Raw genomic sequence first — 17,996 nt, 5'->3', positions numbered from 1 at the left:
TGTTGTATTCAAGGCACAGCGATGCAGCTAGAGGATGAACGTGGGTTCCGGCAGGCCCTGCACGCCGGGGTTGAGGGCAAATACGCCGCCGGCCAGGGAGTGTTCGCTGTGGTCGTCACGGATCGAGGTGACAAACAGCGTGTCCATACGGCTGCCACCGAAGGCACACATGCTGGGTTTTTTCACCGGTACGGCGAGGGAACGGTCGAGGCGGCCGTTGGGGGTAAAACGGTGGATCAGCCCGGCGTCATTGCCGCAGATCCAGTAGCCACCTTCGACGTCAACAGCGGCACCGTCGGGCCGGCCGGGCAGTGAGCGCATGTCGACGAACAACCTCCGGTTGGAAGGCGTGCCGCTGTCGATGTCGTAGTCAAAGGCCCAGATTTGCTGGCTCAGCGGGTGTGAATCCGAGAGGTACATTGTCCTTCCATCGGGGCTGAAGGCCAGGCCGTTGGGGGTGATGAGACCGCTCAGCTGAGCGTGGGGGAGTTTACCGGTTTCGTAGCGATACAGCGCGCCTGCTGCTGCGTTGGCGCCCATGTCCAGCACCATGCTGCCGGCCCAGAATCGACCTTGTCGATCACAGCGGCCGTCGTTCAGGCGCATGTCCGGGCGGGTATGTTCGACGGTCGCCAGCGGGGTCGTGTCGAGGCTGCCGTCGTTGTGGGGCGTCAGTTGGAAAAAGCCAGTTTGCATGCCCGCCACCCAATTGCCGTTGTTGGTGCGGGCGATGCAGGCGAGCATTTGCGGGGCTTTCCAGGCGTGTACATAGCCTCTGGCAGCGTCCCAACGCTGCAGACCACCATTAGGAATGTCCACCCAATACAGGGCGTTTTCCTCGGGGACCCAGACGGGGCATTCACCCACCGCGTTGCGCGCATCGACAATCAATTCAGCTGGCATGGCAACTCATTCCGTTGGGTTGATGTGCGTTCAGTCGCCGAACGGGCCGGCGGCACAGAAGGCGCCACCCTGGTAGACCCGAGCGGGGTCATCGGCGGCGGGCATCGGTTGCGCCTCGACCTGTTTGCGAAACACCTCGGAGTTGTCCCGGGGCGCAAAACCCAAATGGGCGGCGAAGCGGTTGTCCCACCAGACCTTGAGGTTGTCGGACATGCCGTAGACCACGGTGTGGCCAACGTTCCGCGTATACAGCGCGCGTTCCAGCAGTTGCGTGAGGTCGTCGAAGCTCAACCAGGTGCTCATCATCCGGCGGTTTTGTGGCTCGGGGAACGAAGAGCCGATGCGGATGCTGACGGTCTCGATGCCATAACGATCGAAATAGAAGCTGGCCATGTCTTCGCCGTAGGACTTGGACAGGCCATAGTAGCTGTCCGGACGGCGCGGGGAGCGGGCGTCGAGGGTTTCGTCCTGTTTGTAGAAGCCGATGACATGGTTGGAACTGGCGAAGATCACCCGCTTTACGCCGTGGCGGCGAGCCGCTTCGTAGATATGGAAGACGCCGCAGATATTGGCGCCGAGGACTTCTTCAAACGGCCGCTCAACCGAGACACCGCCGAAATGCAGGATGGCGTCGACGCCTTCCACCAGTTGATGCACGGCCTGCTTGTCAGAGAGATCACAGGCCAACACCTCTTCACGGGTATCCGTGGCCGGCGCCATATCGGCGATATCCGACAGGCGCAGCACCTTGGCGTAAGGGCGCAGGCGTTCACGCAGGACCTTGCCCAGACCGCCGGCGGCACCGGTGAGCAGCAGGCGGTTGAAAGGAGCAGGGGCGGTTGAAGTGGTAGTCATGAAGGGCCCATTATTGTTGTTTGGCTCGTTGTAGGTTGTCGTACGACTGTGCAGGAGTATCGTTAGGGTTTCCTATGCTTGTCAACGCGAGATTGGGAGGGGAACGATCAAGGGTTATGCGATGACGTTGGCGAGTGCCACGTCAGTTCTAGCCGGCCATGACCATGGGGGGCAAGGTGCCGAGCAGGGAAACCGCAGCTACCGCTGCAATACCCAGTAACCATTCCAGCACCACACTGGTTTTCAAGGTGCCCAGTCGTTGCTCGCAGTCCTTGATCCGCAGTCGGTTGAACAAGGCCAACACCAGCATGGCGCCCACCAACATCACCTTGATCAGCAGAATCAGGGCAAAGCCGCTGAACAGTGGGGTTGGCCAGAGCTGCCCCGTGAGCACACGAACGTTGATCAAGCCGGTCACCAGCAAGCCAGTCACCAGGCCGTAGCCGACACCGCTGAAACGCTTGAGGATGGGCTCCAGGGCGAAGCGTGCAGGTTGGTGCAGGATCAATACCAGCAACAGCAAACCGCCGAGCCAGGCACCGACACACACCAGATGCACCACCTGATTGAGGATCAGCAGTTGCCCGCTGAGGCCATCGAGCATGGCGCCATGCCCCACCGGTGCCAGGGTCGCCAACAGCAGCGCGCTCAATGGCAGGCGCAGGGTGCTCCAGGACGTCATCAGGCCGAGCACCAGCAACAGGTTCAGCAGCAGATGCCAGGTCCAGACCTGACCGAAAAAGGTCTTGCCCAGCACCAGTTGCACAGTCGGCCACTGCAGCGCCGCCGACCAATCGCCCGCCATGCTGGCGGTGATCAGCAGCAGCCAGGCCACCCCGGAGCCGAGCGCCAGCCAGGCCAGCCCTCGGGTGATGGCGTTCAACTGTCGGTCCAGCAGCGGTTGCGGTTCAGCGCCCAGCAGCGTGGGCCTGAAGACACAGGCCCCGAACATCAGCAACACGACGATGAAATGCAGGAAACGGCACAGGACCAACAGATCTGCCATGGATTATTGGCCGACCTTGAAGCTATAGCTGCCTTCGCTTTTGTGGGTGTCCACCGAAACCGCGTGCCATTCGACTTTGTAAGTACCGGCGGCCAGCGGCGCGGCCGGGGTCACTACCAGGACTTTTTTGTCGGCGTCCGGGGTTTCCAGGCCCTTGACCGCCACTTCGGTGCCGTCCTTGCTTAGGGAGACTTTGGTGAAGGTGGCTTCGACGCCTTCGGTGAACGTCAGGCGCAGGTCACTGGGGGCCGCGACGGTGCTGTCAGCCGCAGGCGTCGAGCTTTTCAGGTGAGCGTGGGCAAAGGCCGCCGAGGCGCCGAGCAGGGAGGCCAGCAGGGCAACAGTCGTCAGGGTTTTCTTGATCAACATTGTTCAATACCTTCAGGTGAGTGTCAGTCGTTCGGTAAAGCCATGTGCAACAAGGGAAAGGGTTTGCCCTCGCCATCGACGGTCAGGGCGATCCTAACCAATCCGATTTGCACGGGAAAGGTTGTTGTACGAAGTTTCGACACAGCGTGTCGCCGCGATCTAGAGCCGATGGTAGTCTTGGAGCATATCGTTGTCAGGGAGCCCTCATGGGCAATCACAAGATCGGGATTCGTCGGGTCAACGTCGAAAAGATTCTATTGGCGGCCGAAAAGGTTTTCGCTGAAAAGGGCTATGGCAGCACCGCCATGGCCGACATTGCCGAAGAAGTGCAACTGCCGCGCTCCAACCTGCATTACTACTTCAGTACCAAGAGCGAGTTGTACAGCGCGGTGTTGTTCGACCTGCTGGAAGTGTGGAAGCAGGACGCGCTGTGCTTCGAGATGTTCGATGACCCGCGGGTGGTGCTCAGCAGCTACATCCGCGCCAAGATGCAGCATTCGCGCAGCCGGCCCTATGGCTCGAAGGTCTGGGCCAACGAAATCATCCATGGCGCCCCGACCCTCGGTGAGGCTCTGGACGTCAGCCTGTACGACTGGGCCAAGATGAAGGAAGCGAAGATTCGCCAGTGGGTGGAAGACAAACGCATCCTGCCAGTGGAACCGTCGAGTCTGTTGTACATGATTTGGGCGTCGACCCAGCACTATGCCGACTTTGATCATCAGGTGATGATTTTGAATGAGCACCAGCCGTTGTCGGACATGCAGTTCGAGCGGGCGGTGCAGACGGTGACGAGTGTGATTTTGCGGGGGATTGGGTTGGAACCTTGAGGTTTTTGGTGCCTGCCCCGGCCTCATCGCGGGCAAGCCCGGCTCCCACAGTGGACCGGGGTGTTCTGTCGAACACCGATCAAATGTGGGAGCCGGGCTTGCCTGCGATAGCGATTTTCCCGGTGCTACACGGCTTCCCGGTACGGATTCCTCGGATCCTGCGTCCAATTCAAAAACGGTTTGCCGGTGTCCACCGCGACCATCTCGATGCAATCCGCCACCGGACAGGTGATCTGGCACAAGTTACAGCCCACGCACTCATCATCGATCACCTCGTACTTATGTGTGCCATCCGCCTGCTTCAAACTGGCAATCGCCTGGTGCGAGGTATCTTCACAGGCAATATGGCAACGCCCGCAGCCAATACACGCCTCCTGATCAATCTTGGCGATCACCTGATAGTTGATGTCCAGGTACTTCCAGTCCGTGGTATTGCCCACCGCTCGCCCGGAAAATTCCTGCAAGCTGCTGTAACCCTGACTGTCCATCCATCGCGATAGCCCATCCTTCATTTCCTCGACGATCCGAAAACCATGCAGCATCGCCGCTGTGCACACCTGCACCGCGCCGCAGCCCAGGGCCACGAATTCCGCCGCATCGCGCCAGTTACCAATCCCACCAATCCCACAGATCGGCAGGCCTTGTGTCTGTGGGTCACGGGCGATTTCCGCCACCATGTTCAAGGCAATCGGCTTGACCGCCGAACCGCAGTAACCACCGTGGGTGCTTTGGGTGCCGACCATCGGCAGGGCGACCATACGCTCCAGGTCAACGCTGGTGATGGAATTGATGGTGTTGATCAGCGACACCGCATCGGCGCCACCGCGATAGGCCGCACGCGCCGCGACGCGGATGTCGGTGATATTGGGGGTGAGCTTGACGATCACCGGCAGCGAACAGTACGTCTTGCACCAGCGGGTCACCTGTTCCACATACTCCGGCACCTGGCCCACCGCCGCGCCCATACCGCGTTCCGGCATGCCGTGGGGGCAACCGAAATTCAGCTCGATACCATCGCAGCCGGTGGCTTCCACCAGCGGCAGGATGTGTTTCCACGACTCTTCAACGCACGGCACCATCAACGACACGATCAGGGCGCGGTCCGGCCAATCCTTTTTCACCTGGGTGATTTCCCGCAGGTTGATCTCCAGGGAACGGTCGGTGATCAGCTCGATGTTGTTGATGCCCAGCACTTCACGGTTGGCGCCGAAGTGCGCCGAGTAGCGCGACGAGACGTTAACCGCTGCCGGGTCCTCGCCGAGGGTTTTCCAGACCACGCCACCCCAGCCTGCCTCGAAGGCACGCACCACGTTGTAGGCCTTGTCGGTGGGCGGCGCGGAGGCCAGCCAGAATGGATTGGGGGCTTTGATACCGGCGAAGACAATCGAGAGATCGGCCATTACGCAGCCTCCACATTGAGCATGAGTTGGGCGTGCATGGCTTCGGCTGCCAGCTTGCCGTGCTGAACCGCTTGGACGGTCAGGTCTTGGCCGAGGCTGACGCAATCGCCGCCGGCGTACACCCCAGGAATGCTGGTACGCAGTTGTTCGTCGACGAAAATGCGCTCGCCCACCCGTTGCAGTTCGTGGGCCAACGGGTCGTGCAGCGCTGCGTCGTCGAAGCCTTGGCCGATGGCCTTGAAAATCGCATCGGCGGCCAGTTCAAAGGTCTCGCCGGTGGCTTGCAGTCGGCCGTTGTCCATCCGTGTGCGGGCAAAGCGCATGCCGCGCACACGGCCCTGATCATCCAGCAGCACTTCTTCGGGCTGCGCCCAGGTCAGCAGGCGCACCTGATTGGCCTTGGCGATGTCCTGCTCGTGAGCGGTGGCGCCCATTTCACTGAGGCCACGGCGGTACACCAGGTTCACATCACGGGCACCGAGGCGGGCCATCTGCACGGCCATATCGATAGCGGTATTGCCGGCACCGAGCACGATGCACCGGTCGGCCAGCGGTAGCTGGCTGAGGTCATCGGCCTGGCGCAATTCGCGGATGTAGTCCGTGGCTGCGAGCAGGCCAGGCGCATCTTCGTGAGGCAAGCCCAGTTGCTTGCTGGCCGCCAGGCCAAGGCCCAGGAATACCGCGTCGAATTGCTGGTGCAGTTCGCTCAGGGTCAGGTGGTCCCCCAGGCGTTGGCCGTGACGGATTTCGATGCCGCCGATTTGCAGGAGGAAATCCAGCTCCTTCTGGGCGAAGTCGTCTACCAGTTTGTATTTGGCGATCCCGTATTCATTCAGGCCGCCGGCTTTTTCCCGCGCTTCAAAAATCACCACGTCATGACCGTGCAAGGCACTGCGATGGGCGCAGGACAATCCGGCAGGGCCAGCACCTACCACGGCGATGCGCTTGCCGGTGGATGCGGCGCGCTTGAACGGGTGTTCGCTGAAGTGCGCGTTGTCCACGGCATAGCGTTGCAACAGGCCGATCAGCACGGGGGCGCATTCTTCGGCGTTGTTACGCACACAGGCTTGTTGGCAGAGGATTTCCGTCGGGCACACCCTGGCGCAACTGCCGCCGAGGATATTCGCCGAGAGAATCTTCTGCGCCGCGCCCTGGACGTTTTCGGTGTGGATATTGCGGATGAACGATGGAATGTCGATCTCGCTGGGGCACGCATTGATGCAGGGCGCGTCGTAGCAATACAGGCAGCGCGAGGCTTCAAGCTGCGCTTGGCGGGCATTGAGCGGCGGCGCCAGGTCGGTGAAATGGGCGGCGAGGGTGGCCGCATCTTCATGGGGGTGTGGAAGATGGTTCAGGGTCTGGATCACGGTAGTGGCCTCACGGTTTTTTGGATTGCCTCTAACGGGCATTTTTGTCGCTTGTGCCGACGCCATTCGCGAGCAAGCCCGCTCCCACATTCGATCCCATTTCAACGGGATGAACGCGGTCGAATGTGGGAGCGGGCTTGCTCGCGAATGGCGGCCTCAGCGTTTCACTGCAACCGGCCTGGAATACTCCGCCCGCTTGCTCAACTGCTCAAACACCGACGGATACGCCGGCCGCTCCACATATCTCCCGGCCCCACGCTCTGCCCGCAAATCACCATCCACCCAGACCAACTTGCCCTGGCTGATGGTATGGCTGGGCACACCGCGTACGGTCTTGCCTTCGAAGATGTTGAAGTCCACTTGCTGATGGTGGGTTTTCGCGGAAATGGTCCGTGTGCCCTGAGGATCCCACAGCACCAGGTCGGCATCGGCACCGACACGGATCGCGCCTTTGCGCGGATAGAGGTTGAAGATTTTTGCGGTGTTGGTGGAGGTCAGTGCGACGAACTCCTGCATCGACAAGCGCCCGGTATTGACCCCTTCATCCCACAACAGCGCCATGCGGTCTTCAATGCCAGCGGTGCCGTTGGGGATCTTGCTGAAGTCGTCACGGCCGGCGGCTTTTTGCTCGGCGCAGAAGCAGCAATGGTCGGTGGCGGTGGTGTGCAGGTTGCCCGATTGCAGGCCATGCCACAGCGCCTCCTGATGCCCGCGGGGGCGGAAGGGTGGGCTCATCACGTAGCCGGCGGCGGTCTGCCAGTCCGGGTGCTGGTAGACGCTGTCGTCCAACAGCAAATGCCCGGCCAGGACTTCGCCGTAGACCGGTTGGCCTTTGCTGCGGGCATAGGTGATTTCGTCCAGCGCTTCTTTGGTTGATACATGCACCAAGTACAGCGGCGTACCGATGGTTTCAGCGATGCGAATCGCGCGGCTGGCCGCTTCGCCTTCGACTTGCGAAGGGCGCGATAACGGATGGGCTTCCGGCCCCGTGATGCCTTGGGCCATCAGCTTGCGTTGCAGGTGATAGACCAACTCGCCGTTTTCGGCGTGCACCGTCGGCACCGCACCCAATTCCAGGCAACGCTCGAAGCTGGCCACCAAGGTGTCGTCGGCCGCCATGATCGCGTTCTTGTAGGCCATGAAGTGCTTGAAGCTGTTGATGCCGTGATGGCTGACCAGTTCGGCCATTTCCTCACGGACCTGCTCGCTCCACCAGGTAATGGCCACGTGAAAACCATAATCAGATGCTGACTTCTCGGCCCAGCCACGCCACTGATGAAAGGCTTCCATCAAGGACTGCTGGGGGTTGGGGATTACAAAGTCGATGATCGACGTAGTGCCGCCCGCCAGACCTGCCGCCGTGCCACTGAAAAAGTCTTCACTGGCCACCGTGCCCATGAAGGGCAGTTGCATATGGGTATGGGGGTCGATGCCGCCGGGCATCAAGTATTGACCGCTGCCGTCGAGTATCTCGGCACCTGCCGGAATATCCAGATTAGTGCCAATAGCGCGGATTAGACCCTCGAAGCACAAGACATCAGCTTGGTAACTTTCATCATGGGTAATAACGGTGGCGCCACGGATCAACAGAGACATGTCGAGTTCCTCACGGGCTTGACCGGCTTGTGCCAGTTCTAAGTGTTGTAATGCATCGCGCCGCAGGTCGATTAATTCCTGTCAGCGGTGACAGGAATAGAAACTAGCCGGAGTTTTTAGAATGAGCAAGAATAATTTTTATAAGCTTATATTCGTAATAACTAACTGATTTTAAACAATAAAAAATACAAATCACCAAAATGTAGCGACCTCTCACCATTTTGACGCACTTGACAGGTTACCAATATGAGCAACATTTCTTATTGCAAATCAGACGCTTGAGACATGCCTCTTGACGGGGGCGGGAAATAAAAATAATTGTGTCGCACCAGATTGAGTCCTGATGGTTCGGACAACTTCCGCGTTATTTGGCCTGAGTAACGCTGCAAGTACCGAGGGGCTTATCGGTCGATACCATAAAACTGATAAACATCAGTGAGTTATAGAAGCGGTGCGGACATGGTTACGGCTGGCGGCACGGTTATTGAGTGCAGTGGCGGTTGGCCGGGTCCGTGATGTCATGTTGTCAACGAGGTACTCCGGCCATCCTGCACTCGCTGCGGGATGAGCAAAAATAATTCGAAAAAACCGTGGAGCGGCCATGCAACAGAACAGATCGCAAGTCACCGAACGCGACGGCCTGTACGAACTCGACGCCGGCCCCGACGTCCTCGACAGCCCCCGTTATAACCACGACATCGCACCGACCAAGGTGCACGAACGAACCTGGAACAAGTGGCACATCACCGCGCTGTGGATCGGCATGTCGATCTGCGTGCCGACCTACACACTGGGCGGCGTGCTGACCGCCTATTTCGGTTTGTCGGTGGGGGAAGCGCTGCTGGCCATCCTGCTGGCCAATCTGGTTGTGCTTATTCCCCTGACCCTCAACGCCTTCGCCGGCACCAAGTACGGCATTCCGTTCCCGGTGTTGTTGCGCTCCTCCTTCGGGGTGATCGGCTCCAACGTGCCGTGCCTGATCCGCGCCCTGGTGGCGTGCGGCTGGTTCGGCATCCAGACCATGTTTGGCGGGCTGGCGATCCACTTGTTTCTCGGCTCGATTTTCGAGGGCTGGAAGTCATTGGGCGGCACCGGTGAAGTGATTGGTTTCATGGTCTTCTGGACCCTGAACCTGTGGGTGGTGTTACGCGGCGCCGAGTCGATCAAATGGCTGGAAACCCTGTCTGCTCCGTTGCTGGTGGCTGTGGGTATCGGCCTACTGGTATGGGCCTTGCCCAACGTATCCCTGACGGAACTGATGGCGATCCCGCCCAAGCGGCCGGAGGGTGCCAGCGTCACCAGTTACTTCATGGCCGGGTTGACGGCGATGGTCGGTTTCTGGGCCACCTTGTCGTTGAACATTCCTGACTTCAGCCGCTACGCCAAAAGCCAGAAAGACCAGATCCTCGGGCAGATTTTCGGCTTGCCGCTGACCATGTTCCTGTTCGCCGCCCTCGGCGTGATCATGACCGCGGCTTCGGTAAAACTGGTGGGCGTCAGCGTCTCCGATCCCGTGACCCTGATCGGTCATATCCAAAGCCCGGTGTGGGTGGCCGTGGCCATGGCACTGATCATCATCGCCACCTTGTCCACCAACACGGCGGCGAACATCGTCTCGCCCACCAACGACTTCCAGAATATCGCGCCCAAGCTGATCAACCGCACCACCGCAGTGATTCTCACCGGCCTGGTCGGGTTGGCGCTGATGGGGCATGAACTGCTGAAGAAGCTTGGGCTGATCGTCTCCAACGTCAGCCTGGAAACCGTCTATTCCAACTGGCTGCTGGGTTATTCAAGCCTCTTAGGGCCGATCGCCGGGATCATGGTGGTGGATTATTTCATCATCAAGAAACAGCAACTGGACCTGGCCGGTTTATACCGCGACGACGTATACCCGGCGTGGAACTGGTACGGCTTTATCGCCTTCGGCGTACCGGTGGTGCTGACGTTGTTGTCGCTGGGCAGTGATGCATTCAGCTGGTTCTACAGCTACGGCTGGTTCACCGGCTCGGCGTTGGGCGGGTTGTTGTATTACGGCCTGTGCATGAAGCGCGGGGCCAGCCCGGTTGCCGTGAAAACACCCTTGTGAACACGGTCAATGTGGGAGCTGGCTTTCCTGCGATGCGGGCAGCTCGGTATTTCAGTGACACCGAGGTGATGCCATCGCAGGCAAGCCAGCTCCCACATTTGATCGGGTTTGCACAGTTTGACTTGAATCAACTCATAAGAAATACAGCCTGAGGAGATCCCCATGAACGCTGCCACAGACGTTCTGCAATCCACCCATCAGCACATCAACCGCGATCGTTTGTGGCTGTCCCTGATGGAACTGGCCAAACTCGGCGCCACGCCCAAAGGGGGTGTCTGCCGCCTGGCCCTGACCGACCTCGACCGCCAAGCCCGTGACCTGTTTGTGAAGTGGTGCGAAGAGGCAGGCTGTACCGTGACCATCGATGGCGTGGGCAATATCTTCGCCCGCCGTCCTGGGCGTAATCCCAAGTTGCCGCCAGTCATGACCGGCAGCCACATAGACACCCAACCCACCGGTGGCAAGTTCGACGGCTGCTTCGGCGTGCTGGCCGGCGTGGAGGTGTTGCGCACCCTCAACGACCTCAATATCGAAACCGAAGCCCCGCTGGAAGTGGTGGTGTGGACCAACGAAGAAGGCTCGCGCTTTCCACCGTGCATGATGGGTTCCGGCGTGTTCGCCGAGAAATTCACCTTGGCCGACACCCTGGCCAAGACCGACGCTGACGGCGTGACCGTCGGTGATGCGTTGAATGCGATTGGCTATGCCGGCACACGTCCGGTCAGCGGGCACAAGGTGGGCGCGTATTTTGAAGCGCATATCGAACAGGGGCCGATTCTTGAGGATGAGAAGAAGACCATCGGCGTGGTGCTTGGCGCCCTGGGCCAGAAATGGTTCGATCTCAAGTTGCGCGGGGTGGAAGCCCATGCCGGCCCGACGCCTATGCACCTGCGCAAGGATGCCCTGGTAGGCGCCGCAGCTGTGGTCGCGGCGGTCAACGCTGCTGCGCTGGGGCATCAACCTCACGCCTGTGGCACCGTCGGTTGCCTGCAAGCGTATCCCGGCTCACGCAATGTCATCCCCGGCGAAGTGCGCATGACCCTGGACTTCCGCCACCTGGAACCGGCGCGGCTTGACTCGATGATTGCCCAGGTGCGCAAGGTGATCGACGACACCTGCGCCAAACACGGGCTCACATTCGAGATGGTTCCGACTGCCGACTTCCCGCCGCTGTACTTTGACAAAGGCTGCGTGGATGCCGTGCGCAATGCGGCCAACGGCTTGGGGCTATCGAACATGGATATCGTCAGCGGGGCAGGGCATGACGCGATCTTCGTGGCTGAACTCGGTCCAGCGGGGATGATTTTCGTGCCGTGTGAAGGGGGTATCAGCCACAACGAAATCGAGAACGCCGCGCCGGATGATTTGGCGGCGGGGTGTGCGGTGTTGTTGCGGGCTATGGTCGCGGCGTCGGCGGCGATTGCCAGTGGGAAACTCGCCGCCTGAAATGCAGTAAAACATGTGAGGGGGAGCAAGCGCCCCACAGTTGACCGCGTTGTCATGTCGAACATCAATCAAAATGTGGGAGGGGGCTTGCTCCCGATGGGGTCAGAAGGGACGCCGCCGCTATTGGGAGTAAACTCTTTCTCACATTTAGAACTGAGGGGGCCTGAGAGCAGTATCAGGTGCCAGGTTGCCAACCGCCACCCAGCGCCGTGACCAACCCGACACTCGCCTGCAACTGCCGCGTCTGCACCGCCTGCAACGTACGCTGCGCCTGCAACGCCGCCGTCTGCGCCGTCACCACGTCCAGATAACTCACCGCACCCGCTTCATAGCTGTTCATCGCCAGTGCCTGAGTGTGCTCCGCTGCATTCGCCGCGGCCTGTTCATCCAGCGCTTCCTGCTGCAAATCTCGCAACTGCGCCAGGTTATCTTCCACCTCGCGCACCGCCCGTAAAACCTGGCTGCGGTAATGCGCTGAAGCTTCCTCAAACTCGGCCTTGGCCTGACGTTCGTTGGCACTCAACCGTCCACCGTCGAAGATCGGCAGATTGACCAACGGCCCCAGCGCCCAGTACCGATTCGCCGCTGAGAACAAGTTGCCGACGCCTTGGGTTTGCCCGCCAATCAACCCGGTCAAACTGAAGTCCGGGTACCACGCCGCCTTGGCTACGCCGATATTGGCGTTGGCTGCAAACACCCGCCGTTCCGCCGCCGCAATATCGGGTCGACGTTGCAGCAGATGACTTGGCAGCTGTTGCGGAATACCCGGCAGTGCGATCAGTTGCTGGCTCGGCGGCAGTTGGAAGTCACTGGCTGACACGCCCACCAACTCACCAATCGCATGCTCGGTAAGGTTGCGCTGACCACGCACATCATCCAGTTGCGCCTCGGCTTCGGCCAGTTGGCTTTGCGCGCGAGTCAGGTCCAGTTCCGAGGCGATCTGGCCCTCGTAACGGCTGCGGGTCAGTTGCAACGCCTGGCCGAAATCATCCAGGGATTTGCTGAGAATTCGGCTCTGCGCATCCAGCCCATTAAGCTGCACATACAGCGTCGCCAGTTGATGTTGCAGGCTCAGACGTGCCACCGCCAGGTCATCGTCGGACGCCTGGGCCTGGGCGTCACCGGCCGCTACCTGGTTGCGGATCTTGCCCCACAGATCCAAGTCGTAGCTCAGGGAGAAACCGGCGGTGTTGCTGTTGTACACCGAAGGCTGAGTATCACCGCGCAGTGGCCGACTGTCCGACTGGCGCTGGCGCAACGGCTGCGCACTGGCAGTGATCTGCGGGAACAATCCAGCATGCAATTGGCTGGCATACGCCTGGGACGCATCGAAATGTGCCAGCGCCGCGGCCAAATCAGGGTTGACCTTCAGCAGTTGTTGTTGCAGGTCATCCAGGCGCGGGTCTTGATACAGCAACCACCATTGTGGCGCCAGTTGGTCGGCGGGTTGCGCGCTGTGCCACGGGCCATCGCTGGTCTGTTCGCGGTACCGCGCCGGCAGGTCAATCGCCGGCACTGTGTAGGTGGGCGCCATCGAGCAGCCTTGCAGCGCCAGCAACACCAGCGTGGCGAGGGGTTTAAGCCTTGGGCGCATGGGCACCTCCGGCGTCGGCCAGTTGCACGAAGTCACCTTCACGCAGGGCATCCGGTGGGTTGTCGACTACGCGGTCGGCAGGTTTTAGGCCTTGGTCGATCACCAGGCGTTCGCCCAGGTCCAGGCCGATGTGGATGTCTTGCAGGTGTACATGGTTCTTCGCATCCAGCACGGCAACCTGAGTGCCTTCGGCGCGGAAGATCAGCGAGCTGGCGGGGATGCTGACGCCATGGGTATCCGCCGGAATCGGCAGGGTGGCTTCGGCGTAGTCACCGGGCAGCAATTGGCCGTCGGGATTGTCGGCGACAAACTGGGCAAGCAAGGTGCCGGAGCGTCGGTCGATGGCGGTGGAGTCGCCCATCAACTGTGCGTTGAAGTGTTCGCCGGGATGCTCGGGGACCGTCAGTTGTGCCTCAAGCCCAGGGTGAATCACCGCCGCATAGTTCTGCGGCACCGGCACATAGAGGCGCAGTTGATGGGTGTCGGCGATGTCGAACAGTTCCGGATCGCTGTCGCTGTCGGCCTTGATCAACTGGCCGATATCGGTATTGCGTGCGGTGATGACGCCGGCGAAGGGCGCGCGGATGGTCTTGTAGTCTTCCAGCGCCGAGAGCCGTGCGTAGTCAGCTGCGGCGGCCTGGACATTGGCTTTGGCCGCGGCGGCATTCGAGGTTTTTTCATCGGCTTCCTGACGGGACACCGAATGGCTGGCCAGCAGGTTTTGCCAACGGGTTGCGGTGGTTTCGGCCAGGCGTGCATTGGCCTGTTCCTGGATCAACCGGGCGTGGGTCTGTGCCACTTGCTGGTCAAGGTCGGGGCTGTCGATTTCGGCGAGAACCTGTCCGGCTTTGACCTGGGCGCCGATATCGACTTTCCAGTCCTTCAGGTAACCGCTGACCCGCGCATGAATCGGTGCCTTGCTCCAGGCTTCCAGGTGCGCGGGCAAACGCAGGGTGTCGCCCGCGACGTTTTGTTTGGGCTGGAACACCATCACTTGCGGTATTGCGGCGGTTTCGGTCCAGGCGGTGACGGCTTTTTCGTGCATCGTGCGGGCGTGCAGGCCGTTGGCGACCAACAGGGCGGCCAGGGTCAGGCCGCCAACACCCATGAGCATCAGACGCTTGCGCGAGGGTTTGTGATCAGACGACATGTGAGGTTTCTCCAGCAACAGCACGAGTAGGATGGCGACCGTGGACCAGGCTGAAGACCACGGGAACAAACAGCAGGGTGGCGGTGGTGGCGAGGATCAGGCCGCCGATGACGGCCCGGCCCAGCGGGGCGTTCTGCTCCTCGGACAAGGCCAGGGGCAGCATGCCGATGATCATCGCCAGCGCCGTCATGCACACCGGGCGGAAACGGGTGTAGCCGGCCTCCAGCGCGGCCTTCAAGGCATCGCCGTGTTCGGCCAGACGCTCTCGACAGAAGCTCACCACCAGAATCGAGTTGGCGGTGGCCACCCCCATACACAGAATGGCCCCCGTCAGCGCCGGCACCGACAGCGAGGTGCCGCTTAGAAACAGCATCCACACGATCCCGGCGAGCGCTGCAGGAAGGGCGGTGATGATCACAAACGGGTCGACCCACGACTGGAAGTTCACCACGATCAACAGGTAGATCAGCACCACTGCGCCCAACAGGCCGAAGCTCAAACCGTTGAAGGCTTCATGCAGGGCGTCGATCTGCCCGTGGAGGCTGATGGTCGCGCCTTTGGGGCGCATGGAGGCGGTGTCATCGAGGATTTTTTGCACGTCACGGGCGACGCCGCCGAGGTCGCGGCCTTGTACGTTGGCGTACAGGTCCAGGGTCGGTTCGATGTTGTAGTGGGTGACCACCGCCGGGCTTTGCACGCGGGAAATGGTTGCTACGCCGCCGAGGATTTGCGACTGCCCATCGGCACCGGTGACCGGCAAGGCTTCCAGTGACGGCAAGCTGTCGAGACGGTATTGCGGTGTCGCGGCGACGATCGAATAGGACACGCCGTTGGCCGGGTTGAGCCAGAAGGTCGGTGCTGTTTGCGAGCTGCCGGCCAGTGACGCGACCATGCTGTTGGTCACGTCGCGCTCGGTAATGCCCAGCCCATTGGCGCGCATGCGATCCACGTTGACTTGCAGCGACGGATAGCCGGTGGACTGTTGGATGCGCAGGTCAGCAATGCCCGGCACATGCTGCAGTCGGCGCTCCAGTTCCAGGGCATAGGCACGGTTTTCTTCGTCACTGCGCCCGGAAATCTTCACGTCCAACGGGGCCGGTGCGCCGAAGTTGAGGATCTGGCTACTGATGTCCGCCGGCAAGAACGCGAAATGACTGCCGGGGAAACTTTCAGGCAGGGCTTCACGGAGTTTTTTCACGTAGTCGGCAGTGGGGCTGTGGTCGGCCTTGAGGCTGACTTGGATGTCGCCGTCCTGCGGGCCGATAGTGCCGCTGCTGCTGTAGGCCATGTCGATCCCGCTCAAGGGAATCCCGATGTTATCGACGATGGTGTCCAGTTGTTCCGCCGGAATAATCTCGCGGATTCGCGCTTCGATTCGGTCAAAGGCGGCGGCGCTTTCCTCGATCCGTGTGCCTAAAGGCAGGCGTACATGCATCGCCAGCGCGCCGGCATCAGTGGCCGGGAAAAAGTCCTGGCCCAGGCTTGGCAGCAGCAGGAATGAGGCGAGGACGCAAGCCAGGAAGCCGACGATAAAGCGCTTGCGATAACCCAGGGCCAGAGTCAGCAGGCCATGGTAAACATCGCGCACGTTGGAGAAGCGGCGCTCGAAACCCTGCTGAAAATTCAATACCGCCTGCAGGGCTGCGTGGCGCTGGGGCTTGTGCTGTTCACCTTCGTGATGGTTGATGAATTCATCTTCCGGGTGGTGGCCCTGGCCTTGCTCCGGCGCATGGGGCTTGAGCAGGTACATCGCCAACGTCGGCACCAGCGTTCGCGACAGAATGAACGAACTGGCCATGGCAAAGATCACCGCCAGGGCCATCGGCCGGAACAGGTAGCCGGCGATGCCTTGCAGCATGAACATCGGCACAAACACGATGCAGATACACAGCAAGGATACGAACGCCGGGCCGACGATCTGTTTGGCACCGTCGAGGATCGCGGTCTTCACCGTCTTGCCTTGTTCCAGGTGCCAGTTGATGTTCTCGATGGTCACCGTGGCGTCGTCCACCAGGATCCCCACCGCCAGCGCCAGTCCGCCGAGGGTCATGACGTTGAGGGTCTGGCCGCTGACTGCCAAGAGGGCGATGGCCGACAATACGGCGAGCGGAATCGAGGCGGTGATGATCAAGGTTGAGCGCCAGCTGCCGAGGAACAGCAGGATCATCGCACTGGTCAGCAGCGCCGCGATGATGCCTTCCTGGGCAACGCTGCCCACCGACTGTTTGACGAATACCGACGCATCACCCAGCAGCGAAGTCTTCAGCGACGGCGGCAGGGTTTCATTGATACGCGGTAGCATCTGGCGAATGCCGTCGATGATCGACAGCGTGGAGATGCTGCCGTTTTTCAGCGCCGGCATCAGCACGGCGCGATGGCCGTCGACCCGCACAATGTTGGTCTGCGGAGGCGAGCCATCACGCACATGAGCCACTTGGCCGATGGTGATGATTGCGCCGTCGACGGTCTTGATCGGCAGGTCGTTCAGCTCATCAATGGCTTTGGGACTGTTGTTGAGCAGGATCGTGTATTCATTGGGGCCGAGCTTGGCGGTGCCCACGGGAATGATCTGGTTCTGCAAGGCCAGCGCGTTGCCCACGTCCTGGGCGGACAGACCCTTGGCGGCCAAGGCTTGTGGGTCGAGGTCGAGGGTGATCTGGCGTTGCTTGCCGCCCATGGGGGTAGGCATGGCCAGGCCGGGCAGGGCGCTCAGGGGCAGGCGGATATTGTTCTGCACCAGGTCGCGGATCTTCGCCTCGGAGAGCGTCGGGCTGGAGAACGCCATCTGCAGGATTGGCACCGTCGACGCGCTGTAATTAAGGATCAGTGGCGGGGTAATGCCAGGCGGCATTTGCTTGAGTACGGTTTGTGACACCGCGGTTACTTGGGCGTTGGCGGTGCGGATGTCGACGCCGGGCTGGAAGAAGATCTTCACGATGCCCATGCCTGGCAACGACTGAGACTCGATGTGTTCGATGTCGTTGACCGTGGTACTCAGGGAGCGTTCGTAGGTGTAGATCACCCGGCCGGCCATGGCGTCCGGCGACAGGCCGTTGTACTGCCAAACCACCGCCACCACCGGGATGCCGATATCGGGAAATACATCAGTGGGGGTACGCAAGGCCGCCATGGGCCCGATGATGCAGATGAAAATCGCCAGCACGATAAACGTGTAGGGCTTGAGCAGTGCGGTCTTTACCAGCCCGAGCATGCCGTAACCTCCAAAGGAGTTGGATTGCAAACCCCGGCAGTCTTGCCCGACCCACCTAACACGCACCTTTCAGCTAAGTGAAGGAAGTTTTAGGTAATGCCTGAAGATCCTTTCATATGTATTCATTTGTTCAACAATGGTGGCAGTAACAAGCTGGATACCGTTCGGACGAGGCACCTTTTG

At 60.6% G+C, this 17,996-nt stretch carries 13 protein-coding genes; 3 read left to right on the top strand and 10 right to left on the bottom strand.

Annotation, left to right across the window (positions count from 1 at the left end; genetic code table 11):
• Nucleotides 1-27: 27 nt before the first annotated feature.
• The 4 genes from HKK55_RS13890 to copC all read right to left on the bottom strand — a co-directional run bounded on the left by HKK55_RS13890 (nt 28) and on the right by copC (nt 3,133).
• On the bottom strand, nt 28-903 hold the full coding sequence (locus HKK55_RS13890) for an SMP-30/gluconolactonase/LRE family protein (RefSeq protein WP_169355209.1): 876 nt from the start codon (nt 901-903) through the stop codon (nt 28-30).
• Nucleotides 904-933: 30 nt separating this feature from the next.
• Nucleotides 934-1,758, bottom strand: a complete 825-nt coding sequence (locus HKK55_RS13885) for an NAD(P)-dependent oxidoreductase (RefSeq protein ID WP_169355208.1) — start codon at nt 1,756-1,758, stop codon at nt 934-936.
• 148 nt (nt 1,759-1,906) lie between these two features.
• Nucleotides 1,907-2,764, bottom strand: coding sequence for a copper homeostasis membrane protein CopD (gene copD, locus HKK55_RS13880; RefSeq protein ID WP_169355207.1), 858 nt, complete (start codon nt 2,762-2,764; stop codon nt 1,907-1,909).
• A 3-nt stretch (nt 2,765-2,767) separates the two neighbouring features.
• Complete coding sequence (gene copC / locus HKK55_RS13875; RefSeq protein ID WP_169355206.1) at nt 2,768-3,133, bottom strand: copper homeostasis periplasmic binding protein CopC; 366 nt, start codon at nt 3,131-3,133, stop codon at nt 2,768-2,770.
• 206 nt (nt 3,134-3,339) lie between these two features.
• Between copC and HKK55_RS13870 the strand changes: the two genes are divergently transcribed.
• The gene (locus tag HKK55_RS13870) at nt 3,340-3,960 is read left to right on the top strand and encodes a TetR/AcrR family transcriptional regulator (protein ID WP_154744911.1); all 621 of its coding nucleotides are present in this window, start codon (nt 3,340-3,342) and stop codon (nt 3,958-3,960) included.
• Nucleotides 3,961-4,085: 125 nt separating this feature from the next.
• Here the strand turns inward: HKK55_RS13870 and preA are convergent, their stop codons facing one another.
• The 3 genes from preA to hydA all read right to left on the bottom strand — a co-directional run bounded on the left by preA (nt 4,086) and on the right by hydA (nt 8,323).
• Nucleotides 4,086-5,360, bottom strand: a complete 1,275-nt coding sequence (gene preA / locus HKK55_RS13865; protein ID WP_169355205.1) for an NAD-dependent dihydropyrimidine dehydrogenase subunit PreA — start codon at nt 5,358-5,360, stop codon at nt 4,086-4,088.
• Nucleotides 5,360-6,727 (bottom strand): NAD(P)-dependent oxidoreductase, encoded by a 1,368-nt coding sequence (locus HKK55_RS13860; protein ID WP_169357855.1) that lies wholly within the window; start codon nt 6,725-6,727, stop codon nt 5,360-5,362. The genes preA and HKK55_RS13860 overlap by 1 nt, the downstream gene beginning before the upstream one ends.
• 156 nt (nt 6,728-6,883) lie before the next feature.
• The gene (hydA, locus tag HKK55_RS13855; RefSeq protein WP_169355204.1) at nt 6,884-8,323 is read right to left on the bottom strand and encodes a dihydropyrimidinase; all 1,440 of its coding nucleotides are present in this window, start codon (nt 8,321-8,323) and stop codon (nt 6,884-6,886) included.
• A 601-nt stretch (nt 8,324-8,924) separates the two neighbouring features.
• On the opposite strand from hydA, the gene HKK55_RS13850 reads away from it, so the two are divergent.
• Together HKK55_RS13850 and HKK55_RS13845 are read left to right on the top strand one after the other, a co-directional pair.
• Nucleotides 8,925-10,412: an NCS1 family nucleobase:cation symporter-1 gene (locus HKK55_RS13850; RefSeq protein WP_169355203.1), complete on the top strand. Its 1,488-nt coding sequence runs from the start codon at nt 8,925-8,927 to the stop codon at nt 10,410-10,412.
• 162 nt (nt 10,413-10,574) lie between these two features.
• On the top strand, nt 10,575-11,858 hold the full coding sequence (locus HKK55_RS13845) for a Zn-dependent hydrolase (protein ID WP_169355202.1): 1,284 nt from the start codon (nt 10,575-10,577) through the stop codon (nt 11,856-11,858).
• Between the two features lie 175 nt (nt 11,859-12,033).
• On the opposite strand, the gene HKK55_RS13840 is transcribed toward HKK55_RS13845, so the two are convergent.
• From HKK55_RS13840 to HKK55_RS13830, 3 genes are read right to left on the bottom strand one after another with little or no spacing between them, the layout of a single operon-like run.
• Complete coding sequence (locus tag HKK55_RS13840; protein ID WP_169355201.1) at nt 12,034-13,452, bottom strand: efflux transporter outer membrane subunit; 1,419 nt, start codon at nt 13,450-13,452, stop codon at nt 12,034-12,036.
• Nucleotides 13,436-14,602 (bottom strand): efflux RND transporter periplasmic adaptor subunit, encoded by a 1,167-nt coding sequence (locus HKK55_RS13835; RefSeq protein WP_169355200.1) that lies wholly within the window; start codon nt 14,600-14,602, stop codon nt 13,436-13,438. Before HKK55_RS13835 ends, HKK55_RS13840 begins: the two co-directional genes overlap by 17 nt.
• Complete coding sequence (locus tag HKK55_RS13830) at nt 14,592-17,813, bottom strand: efflux RND transporter permease subunit (RefSeq protein ID WP_169355199.1); 3,222 nt, start codon at nt 17,811-17,813, stop codon at nt 14,592-14,594. Before HKK55_RS13830 ends, HKK55_RS13835 begins: the two co-directional genes overlap by 11 nt.
• Nucleotides 17,814-17,996 lie beyond the last annotated feature (183 nt).

It is taken from the genome of Pseudomonas sp. ADAK18, assembly GCF_012935695.1.
In the GTDB taxonomy this organism is placed as follows: Bacteria; Pseudomonadota; Gammaproteobacteria; order Pseudomonadales; family Pseudomonadaceae; genus Aquipseudomonas.
Note: the sequence above shows the minus strand (reverse complement) of the source record. Positions and strands in the feature narration are given on the sequence as shown.